The organism is Methanobrevibacter sp. UBA212 (genome assembly GCF_905233225.1).
Lineage (GTDB): Archaea > Methanobacteriota > Methanobacteria > Methanobacteriales > Methanobacteriaceae > Methanocatella.
Window position 1 is genome coordinate 20,208 of the sequence record NZ_CAJODJ010000024.1, and the last position, 9,479, is coordinate 29,686.

Sequence of the window (9,479 nt, forward strand, 5' to 3'; positions counted from 1 at the left end):
TATGGACATCTTAAACGATATTTCAAAGGCCATTATAGAGGCTTCAACCACACTTTCAAATGATAAATATGATGCATTAAGACGGGCAATTGATGCAGAAGAGAATGAAAATTCCCGTTGGGCTTTAAAACAGATTTTAGAAAACTATCAGGTTGCTCAGAAAACAAAATTTCCCCTGTGTGATGATACAGGAATTCCTCATGTGATAATTGAACTGGGGTCTGATAGGCAGATAACCGGTGAATTATTGAATCAGATTCATGAAGGAATATCCTTGGGGCTGAACAGTCTTCCTGCAAGGCCCATGGCTGTTAAGGGCAGTGAAGTGGAAAGAATTGAGCAAAGCAGGGGTTTATTTGATGAGCCTGGAAAACTTTCTCCGGCATCAATACTGATTGATAATGTGAATGACGAATCGACATACGGAAGGGACATAAGTCCGGACACGTTAAACATCCACTTTTTGCTTGAAGGGGGAGGTCCTGAAATAAGATCAAAAACATTCAGGGTTTATCATCAGCGCTCTTTTGAAAATGTGATTGATACAGCATGCCAATGGCTTGAATCCTCACTGAAAATGTTGGGATGCACTCCTTCGATTCCATCCATTGGAATTGGAAGGACACACTTTGAAGCGACATCGCTTTTGCTTAAATCAATTGCATATGGAAATCTGAATAATCAAAACCAGCATGAAGAGGCTATTGCAGACAGATTGAATCAAAGCGGCATAGGACCATTGGGATTGGGCGGCAGGACTACCGTTTTGGGATGTTATTTGAATATTGGTTGTCAAAGGGCAAGTGGTGTTAGAATAGTTTCAATCAGACCATCTTGTTTTGTAGAACCAAGAGTAGCAACACTTAAATTAGAATAGTTCATATATTTAAATTAAGAACAAAAAAGGTTTAAAAAATGCAAGAAAATAATTTTAAAGTCAATCCAAAGTCTTTAAAAACTGCAGTTACCCGGGTTGAAAAGGATAAGATTGTAACCCGAGGATATAATCAAAGGGATTTGATTGAAAAAATAAGATATTCAGATATGGTTTTTTTACTTTTAAAAGGCAGATTGCCTTCCATAAAAGAAAGCAGAATATTTAATCATGTTCTGGTTTCATTTTGCGACCATGGGGCCACACCGCCAAGCACCCAAACCGCAAGATTGATCACTTCTTCAGGTTCACCACTTAATTCTGCAATGTCGGGCGCATTGTTGTCATTTGGAAACAGGCATGCGGGAGCTATTGAAAAGGCAATGGAATTGTATCAGTCAAAAATCAATTCGGTTCATTTGATTGATGATCCAAGCATTGACAATAAGCAGATTGCAGGCTTGGCCATTGAAATCTATAATGAGTATGTGGTTAAGGGCAAAAAAATACCGGGTTTTGGCCACAGATACCATGATGTTGACCCCAGAGCGGATAAGCTGATGGAAATTGCAGTCAATAAGGGCTATATCGGTCCGCATATCAAGTTGGCCTTGGCCCTTCAGGACCTTGTCAATGATAAGAAGCATATCAAGCTTAATGTTGACGGTGCAAATGCTGCAATACTGTCTGACTTGGGCTTTGACCCTCAATTGGGTTTGGGCATTTTTATGATAGGAAGGCTTCCTGGCCTGATAGCACATGCCTATGAGGAACAGATGGATGAAGATGAATTTAGAAGATTCTGCGACCTTGAAGATATAGAATATATGGGATGATAAAAAATGGAATTTATTGACGTAATAACTGAAAGATACAGCGTAAGAGGATACCTCGACAAAGAAGTGGAAAAAGAAAAGCTAGAATATGTCTTGAAAGCGGCAACAATAGCACCGACCGGTGTTAATAACCAACCATTCAAAGTCTATGTAATTGACACTAAAAAGTATAAAGACGAATTGTCAGAAATCTATGGAGCCAAATGGTTTGTGGAAGCTCCATATGTGCTTTGTGTAGTGGCTATAAAAAATCAGGCATGGACCAGACCATGGGATCAGAAAAACATTGCAGACATCGACGCTACAATAGTGATGGACCATATCATTCTTGCAGCTACCGATGTTGGACTTGGAACCTGCTATATAGCTGCATTCAAGAAAAATAAGGCACACGAATTTTTAAACCTTGACGAAACAGAGGAAGCAGTGCTTTTCACACCGTTAGGTTATGGCGATGCCGAACCGAGAGACACTCCAAGAAAGGAACTGGATGAATTTGTAGTTTACATGGATTAAAATGTCATTATACATATTGAGTGCAGATAATTCTAATGAAATGGAGAAGATTTCAGAGGAATTATCTCAACATAAATTCAAAACTGTTGAAAAAGAGGACAATTATATCCTGATGAAAAAAAGAAGGTATGGGAACCTTTTAATCCATGCTGTCTGTCTTTTAACAGCATTGTTCTTTATTGGGATAGTCATATTTATCAATGTAGCGTATTTTGCATATTCATTCTTATGGGCTTCTCCGAATGTACTGATAACAACTGAAACTGTTGGAGAAGACGGAAAACCATTGGAATTCAGCAATATGGATGAAATATTAAAAAAGGCCACTGCCTTCATATGATTTCATCAACGCTATATTCTTCTATTTTTCTTATTACCAGAGGCTTTTTGGAATTGAGATATTCCGATTCCTCGCCTATTTTTGCATTGATGAACACTTCATTGGCTCCAGGTTCACTGAACAGTGTTAAGATGTCTGATATGAATTCATCATAATCCTTTTGAACCTCATCATCACTGAACCCTAATCGTGGGAGCTCATTTGTCCATATGTCGCTTCCAGGGGAGAATTTTTTGTCAACAACCTGATCATTTTTCATTTCACCATCTAACGTAAGTGAAAAGTTTTCATTTAAGATTATCCAAACTGCTCTTTCCATGTATAGTCATTAATATAAAATGATATAAATATCATGAAGGTTAAACTAAAAATTAAGTGTTATTATGGCAAATGTTAAAATGTTTAAATTATTGGGGGTAATGTTGGCAGTGATGCTGATTGTCTGGGGACTCGCTCCGTTTATAAGGCATCAGCCGATTACGAATGATGTGATGGCCACCGCAATCATACTGGTTTTGATTGCAGTCGCTTACTTTATCATATTATTTAATCCAAGCTGGACCAAAGCGGTATTCTTCTTTGAAGGTATTGTAATAGGTGTCAGCGGGTACATGTTACTTGCTAACCCGTATAATATCGGATTCGTTATCGTGGGTGTAATCATCATTGCAATAGCAGTCCTTGCTTATTTACAAAAATTACCGCCTAGTATATTGAAATGGTTTTATAGATAATTAATTTATCTTTTATTCTTTTTTTAATTTAATTTTTTCATGCAAATATTATATTTTGAATACTTTTTTTTATTCAAAATTCAATTTTACGAACTTTAAACAAAATTGAATAGTAAAAGATATATATATTGCACAACAAAAATAAGTTCACCATGGTGATTAATTATGGCAGAGATATCAGACGCAATCGCAATGATAAAAAAAGCTGAATCTGATGCTGAACAACTCATTGTTGATTCAGAAGCTAAATCAAACGATTTAATTGCTGAATCAAGAGTTAAAGCTGAAGAAATTATTTCTCAAGCTAAATTACAGGCAGAAGACGAAGCTAAAGATACTGTTTTTGATGCAGAAGATAAAGCTAAAAAAGAAGCGCAATCTATTGCTGAGCAGTCCAAAGTGGATGTTAAATCCATCAAAGACAAAGCTATGGTAAATGTAGATGAGGCTGCTTCTGTTATTGTCAAAAATATTTTGTAGTGTGAGATTATATGTTCAAGACAGCTAGAATGCGAAAAATTAGAATAGTTACACTGGATAAGTATGTAGCTCCTACAGTGGATGCTCTCCACGAGTCAGGGCTTATACAAATCAGTGATATTTCTGATAGCATTCAGCAAGATCCTGAATTAGCGGAATTAGTAGCTCCTGCTAAAGCTTCTCCATACACTGGAAAATTATCTTCACTTCTAATGAAAACAAACGGGATATCTGAATTATTAGGAAACTCTTTATCAGAAGGCCATGGGTTAAAAGATACATTAATGTCTTTTATTAGTCCAGATTTACCTGTTCAAAAAGAAGTTGAAAAGTTAGATACTGAAGCTTTTATAGCAAAAGCCGAAGACACTCTATCCCAGGTGGAAGCAAAAACAAGCGTTATAGAGCAAAAACTCTCCGCACTCGACGCTGAAACAAGTGAACTACAGTCTAATAAAAGTTTGGCTAATCGCTTATCTAATTTTGACATGAATTTAGCTGACTTAAAAGATTCAAAGTACACTTCTACTACTGTTGGAAGGATTGATGCTGGATCTGCTTCAGAAATCAAAAATGAATTAAGTAAATTGACAGACGAATTAGAGATTTTTACTGTTCCTGCGGATGATAAAGAAGGAGAAATTATCGTCGTAGTGACATTAAAAGAATTAAGTGATGAAGTTTATTCAACACTTCGTAAATTTGACTTTGAGAAAATTGAAATAGGTGATGTTGAAGGCACTCCTCAACAGATCATTTCAAATGCTGATGCAAGATTATTGACCATTGAATCAGAACGTGCTTCAATCAAAACTGAATTGAAGGCCGTTGCTGAAAGATGGGACGATGACATATTAGCTCTCAAAGAACAGTTAGAAAATGAAAAAGATAAGAACGAAATCCTTTCATCATTTGTTCAAACCAAGGACGCTTACGTGCTTGAAGCATGGGTGCCTGTCAAAGACACCGAAAAGGTTGAACAATTGGTTGAAAAAAGTTCTGACGGACATTGTGCCTTTGAAACAATAGAGGTTGAAGGTACAGATGATGAAAATGTTCCAGTTTTACAACAAAACGGATGGTATGCAAAACCTTTCGAATACCTTGTAGATATGTATTCACCGGTACGTTACAACGCTATGGATCCGACAATCTTTGTTGCGATTACATTCCCATTCTTCTTCGGTTTCTGTTTAACCGATGCAGCATATGGTTTGTTAGTAGCACTTATTGGTGTTATATTATTACGCGGTATGGGTAAAATCAAAGAATCCATGAAATCCTTTGGTTGGATCTTAATCTGGTCCGGTCTGTGGGCCGTTGTACTAGGTCTGATAACCAACGGTTGTATCGGGGACTTCCCAGAAAGGTTATTAGGTATGCGTTTACCAACCATTTATGGACCTGTTGAGGCATTCGTGCACCCTGATACTATTTTGATAATAGCTATCGCAGTTGGTCTTTTATACACCAACATCGGGTTTATTTTAGGTGCAATCAACAACTTAAGATACGGAAATGTCAAAGAAGCTATAGGTTCTCAAATTTGTTGGTTTGTATTTGAAGCTGGTATTATCTTCCTTGCAATCGGTTATTTAATGCCTGCAATCGGCATTATCGGTTATGCAATTGGAGGAGTTTTAGTTGTTGCAACTATTGGAATGTTAGTTTGGGCAAACGGTGCATACGGTGTAATGGATATTTTCGGTTACATGGGTGATGTATTATCTTACGCACGTCTTTTAGCTTTATGTTTGGCTACTGGTGGTATTGCTATGACAGTAAACATCTTAGCTCAAATGGTTGACCAAATGGTTCCTATGGTAGGTATCATACTTGCGATAATCATATTCATAGGCGGTCATATTGCAAACTTCGCTTTCCAGGTATTAGGTGCATTCATTAACGCTCTGCGTCTTAACTATGTAGAGTTCTTCTCACAATTCTTCATGGAAGGTAAAGGTAAATTCGAAGCTTTCAAAGCAAAAAGAACATTTACAAAAATTAAATAAATTAAAAATTTTTCATTTATATCTTAAATTAAATTAAAAAAATCAATATTATTTCAAAGGTGAATTAAATATGGTAGAAATAGGCTTAGGAGCTGCTTTAGCAGCAATTGGTGCTGGAGTAGCAATTGGTTTTGCCGGATTAGGTTCCGGTTTAGGGCAAGGTATGGCAGCTGCTGGTTCTGTAGGAGCAGTTGCAGAAGACAACGACATGTTCGCTAGAGGTATTATTTTCTCTGCATTACCAGAGACTCAGGCTATTTACGGTTTCTTGGTTGCTATCCTTTTATTAGTATTCTCAGGTTTATTAGGTGGAAATGCAACTAAATTAACTTTAGAAGCAGGTATTATAGCTATTGGTGTAGGTGCATCTATCGGATTTGCTGGTTTAGGTTCCGGTATGGGACAAGGTATGGCAGCAGCATCCTCCGTCGGTGCTATTGTAGAAGACAACGACATGTTCGCTCGTGGTATTATTTTCTCTGCATTACCAGAGACTCAGGCTATTTACGGTTTCTTGATTGCTATTTTACTTATGGTATTCGGTGGAATCTTAGCTTAAGGAGGCTATTCATATGAGCTCAGGCACAAGTAAAATTGTTGAAAGCATCATGTCTGTAGCCCAAGAGAAAGCTGATGGTATCATTCAAGATGCTAATGCAGAAGTTTCACAAATTAATGCTAATGCTGAAAAAACTGCGGAAGCTGAAAAAACAAAAATCTTAGAAAATGGTAAAAAACAATCTGATATGAGATATCAGCAAATTATCTCTGAAGCTAAGATGAATGCTCGTAGAGCAGAGTTAGGCGCTAAAGAAGACGTTATTGAAGCTGCTTTCAATCAAGCTATTGGAGAGTTAAAAATAAAGGCTTCTTCTGGCGATGAAGAATACAAAGATTCATTAAGTAAAATGATTATGGAAGCTACTAATGAAATTGGCAGCAATGACCTGATCTTACAATTAAATGAAGCTGATACACAGAAATTTAAAGATGACTTATCTTCACAAGGTTCAGACTCTTTCGAAATTGAAGGAATCAAATTTACATTAGGCGAACCTATTGATGCAATTGGCGGCGCTATTTTAAAAACCGCTAATGGAGATATTGAAGTAAATAACACAATTGAAGCAAGATTAGAAAGATTTAAAAGTATCTTACGTAGTGAAGTTGCTGAAATATTATTTAAATAATTAGGAGGATAAATTATGGCAGATGGAATTGCTACCTTAATAAGTGCTTTGGGACTTACACAGGAAACATTTCTTGTTTTCTGTATCTTAGCAGTGCTTATCGTAGGTGCAGTAGTTGTAATCATTACATCCAGACCAATTTTGGACATTTATCCTTATCTTAACCCAAGTGCTAGAGTAAGAGCTAGAAAAGGAAGATTATTTGATGAAAAGCAAATTTCTGAACTCGTTGAAACCAACGATGTTGAAGAGGTTGAAAACTATCTCAAAGGTATTCCTGAATATGCTGACGTTTTAGATGAATATCCACTTGATAAAGCATTAGATGTGGAACGTGCTAACACTTATGATTTCGTTGCAAGAGTAGCTCCTAAAGACATTAAAGATCCTTTCGTAATAATGTCTAAAAAAGCAGATATCGACAACATCAAAAGTCTTTTAACTGCTAAGGAAGTTGGTCTTGGTCCTGATGAGACAAGAGAATTATTAATTCCTTGTGGATCATTATATGATGAATTGGAATCATTAGCTGACGTTGACAACGTAACTGATGTTGTAACAAGTTTGGATAACACTGAATATGCGGCAGTGCTAGAAGACGCTCTTCCACAATATGAAAATACTAATATGATTCTTCCATTAGAATCTGCTTTAGATAAATACTATTTAGGCAAGTTATTACGTTCTTCTGATGTTCCTTCCGATGAGAATAAACAGATATTGTATTCATATGTGGGAACTCAGGTAGATGTGGCTAATCTAAAACTGATTATAAGGGCAAAACAAGATGGCCTTGATTATGATGCAATCTCCCCTTATATATTAGAGGAAGGATACCAATTACGTGATTGGAAACTAAAAGATTTAATGGAATCTCCAGACGTTACAAATGTAGTTTCTGGATTGGAAGGAACAAAATATGCCGAAGCCTTGACTGACGCAATACCAGTTTACAACGAAACCGGTTCAGTTGCAGTGTTTGAAAAGGCATTAGACGTTTACTCCTCAGAATATTCAAAATCTTTAGCTTCTAAAAAACCATTAGGTATTGGTCCAATTATTGGTTATTTAAATCAAAAAGAAAGTGAAATTAAAAATTTAAAAATTATTGCAAGGGCAAAAAGAGAAGCAGACTTCCCTAATTCTAAAATCATGGAGATGTTAATATGAGTTCAGTAGCAATTATAGGAGATATTGACACTGTTTCAGGATTTAGATTAGGCGGTGTCAAAAAGGCTGAAGTAGTTAACACTACTGAAGAAGCTATTGCAGCTTTTGATAAATTTTTAGATGAAGAAATTTCAATTATTATCATTACCCAATTATTGGCTAATGAAATGAGAAATCATATTGATAGGAAAATTGGTTCTGATGTTTTACCAATGATAATTGAAATACCTGATAAAGATGGGTCCTCTGGAGGATCATCTGATCAAATAAACGAACTTATTAAAAGAGTTATCGGGGTAGAGATGGTTAAATGATTATTGAAGGAAAAATTATTAAGATTGCTGGGCCTGTTATTATCGCAGATGGAATGAGAGGGGCTCAGATGCTTGAGATGGTTAGGGTAGGTGACGAGAAGCTTATCGGAGAAATCATCGAGCTTGAAGGTGACACCGCAACTATCCAAGTATATGAAGAAACAGCCGGTATCCAGCCGGGTGAAGTAGTTGAATGTACTGGTGGAGCATTGTCCGTAGAACTTGGTCCTGGTGTAATGAGTTCTATTTTTGATGGTATTCAAAGACCTTTAAGAATCATCAGAGAAGAATCTGGTGATTTCATTGCAAGAGGAATTGACGTTGATTCAGTCAACAAGGAGAAAAAATGGACATTCAAACCAGTGGCAAAAGTTGGAGATGTCTTAAAAGCTGGAGACGTTCTTGGTGAAGTTCAGGAAACCACTGCAGTTTTACACAAAATTATGGTTCCTCCACACTTAGAAGGTGAAGTAACTGAAATCGCAGCTGAAGGCGACTACAATGTACTTGAAGACATTGCTGAAGTAGGCGGCGAAAAAGTTCAAATGCTCCAAAAATGGCCTGTAAAAAGAAGCCGTCCATATGTAAGAAAATTAGACCCTGATGTACCTTTAGTAACTGGTCAAAGGGCACAAGATACTTTCTTCTCTGTAGCTAAAGGAGGAGCAGCAGCTATTCCAGGTCCTTTCGGATCAGGTAAAACTGTTACCCAACAGCAATTAGCTAAATGGGCAGACGCAGACATCGTTGTATACATCGGATGTGGAGAACGTGGTAACGAAATGACAGAAGTACTTACCGAATTCCCATTCCTTGACGACCCTAAAACAGGAAACCCATTAATGGACAGAACAGTTCTTATCGCAAACACTTCCAACATGCCGGTAGCAGCTCGTGAAGCATGTGTATACACCGGTATTACTATTGCTGAATACTACCGTGACCAAGGTTACGACGTAGCGCTCATGGCAGACTCAACCTCAAGATGGGCTGAAGCTATGAGGGAGATTTCA

Annotated in this window: 13 protein-coding genes; 12 read left to right on the forward strand and 1 reads right to left on the reverse strand. The window is 37.0% G+C overall.

What is annotated here, in order from left to right; all coding sequences use genetic code 11:
• The first annotated feature begins 1 nt into the window (after nucleotide 1).
• Genes QZ138_RS07480 through QZ138_RS07495 form a run of 4 tightly spaced genes read left to right on the forward strand, consistent with a single transcriptional unit; the run spans nucleotide 2 to nucleotide 2,566 of the window.
• Nucleotides 2-877 (forward strand): fumarate hydratase, encoded by an 876-nt coding sequence (locus QZ138_RS07480; RefSeq protein ID WP_292888169.1) that lies wholly within the window; start codon nucleotides 2-4, stop codon nucleotides 875-877.
• Between the two features lie 38 nt (nucleotides 878-915).
• Nucleotides 916-1,710 (forward strand): citryl-CoA lyase, encoded by a 795-nt coding sequence (locus QZ138_RS07485; protein WP_292888172.1) that lies wholly within the window; start codon nucleotides 916-918, stop codon nucleotides 1,708-1,710.
• A gap of 6 nt (nucleotides 1,711-1,716) precedes the next feature.
• On the forward strand, nucleotides 1,717-2,226 hold the full coding sequence (locus QZ138_RS07490) for a nitroreductase family protein (protein WP_292888175.1): 510 nt from the start codon (nucleotides 1,717-1,719) through the stop codon (nucleotides 2,224-2,226).
• Between the two features lie 40 nt (nucleotides 2,227-2,266).
• Nucleotides 2,267-2,566: a hypothetical protein gene (locus QZ138_RS07495; RefSeq protein WP_292888178.1), complete on the forward strand. Its 300-nt coding sequence runs from the start codon at nucleotides 2,267-2,269 to the stop codon at nucleotides 2,564-2,566.
• Here the strand turns inward: QZ138_RS07495 and QZ138_RS07500 are convergent.
• Nucleotides 2,559-2,885, reverse strand: coding sequence for a hypothetical protein (locus tag QZ138_RS07500; protein ID WP_292888181.1), 327 nt, complete (start codon nucleotides 2,883-2,885; stop codon nucleotides 2,559-2,561). The two genes, QZ138_RS07495 and QZ138_RS07500, sit on opposite strands and share 8 nt — an antisense overlap.
• A gap of 112 nt (nucleotides 2,886-2,997) precedes the next feature.
• On the opposite strand from QZ138_RS07500, the gene QZ138_RS07505 reads away from it, so the two are divergent.
• From QZ138_RS07505 to QZ138_RS07540, 8 genes are all read left to right on the forward strand, one after another.
• Nucleotides 2,998-3,300, forward strand: a complete 303-nt coding sequence (locus QZ138_RS07505; protein WP_292888184.1) for a hypothetical protein — start codon at nucleotides 2,998-3,000, stop codon at nucleotides 3,298-3,300.
• A gap of 165 nt (nucleotides 3,301-3,465) precedes the next feature.
• The gene (ahaH, locus tag QZ138_RS07510) at nucleotides 3,466-3,780 is read left to right on the forward strand and encodes an ATP synthase archaeal subunit H (RefSeq protein WP_292601736.1); all 315 of its coding nucleotides are present in this window, start codon (nucleotides 3,466-3,468) and stop codon (nucleotides 3,778-3,780) included.
• A gap of 11 nt (nucleotides 3,781-3,791) precedes the next feature.
• Nucleotides 3,792-5,792 carry a V-type ATP synthase subunit I gene (locus QZ138_RS07515; RefSeq protein ID WP_292888187.1) on the forward strand — a complete coding sequence of 667 codons (2,001 nt, stop codon included), beginning with the start codon at nucleotides 3,792-3,794 and terminating at the stop codon, nucleotides 5,790-5,792.
• Nucleotides 5,793-5,862: 70 nt separating this feature from the next.
• On the forward strand, nucleotides 5,863-6,351 hold the full coding sequence (locus tag QZ138_RS07520; protein ID WP_292888190.1) for a V-type ATP synthase subunit K: 489 nt from the start codon (nucleotides 5,863-5,865) through the stop codon (nucleotides 6,349-6,351).
• A 13-nt stretch (nucleotides 6,352-6,364) separates the two neighbouring features.
• Complete coding sequence (locus QZ138_RS07525; RefSeq protein ID WP_292601740.1) at nucleotides 6,365-6,982, forward strand: V-type ATP synthase subunit E; 618 nt, start codon at nucleotides 6,365-6,367, stop codon at nucleotides 6,980-6,982.
• 15 nt (nucleotides 6,983-6,997) lie between these two features.
• Complete coding sequence (locus QZ138_RS07530) at nucleotides 6,998-8,152, forward strand: V-type ATP synthase subunit C (protein WP_292888193.1); 1,155 nt, start codon at nucleotides 6,998-7,000, stop codon at nucleotides 8,150-8,152.
• Nucleotides 8,149-8,466, forward strand: coding sequence for a V-type ATP synthase subunit F (locus QZ138_RS07535; RefSeq protein WP_292601744.1), 318 nt, complete (start codon nucleotides 8,149-8,151; stop codon nucleotides 8,464-8,466). The genes QZ138_RS07530 and QZ138_RS07535 overlap by 4 nt, the downstream gene beginning before the upstream one ends.
• A partial coding sequence (locus QZ138_RS07540) for a V-type ATP synthase subunit A (protein ID WP_292888196.1) occupies nucleotides 8,463-9,479 on the forward strand: 1,017 nt, incomplete at its 3' end. The genes QZ138_RS07535 and QZ138_RS07540, both read left to right, overlap by 4 nt.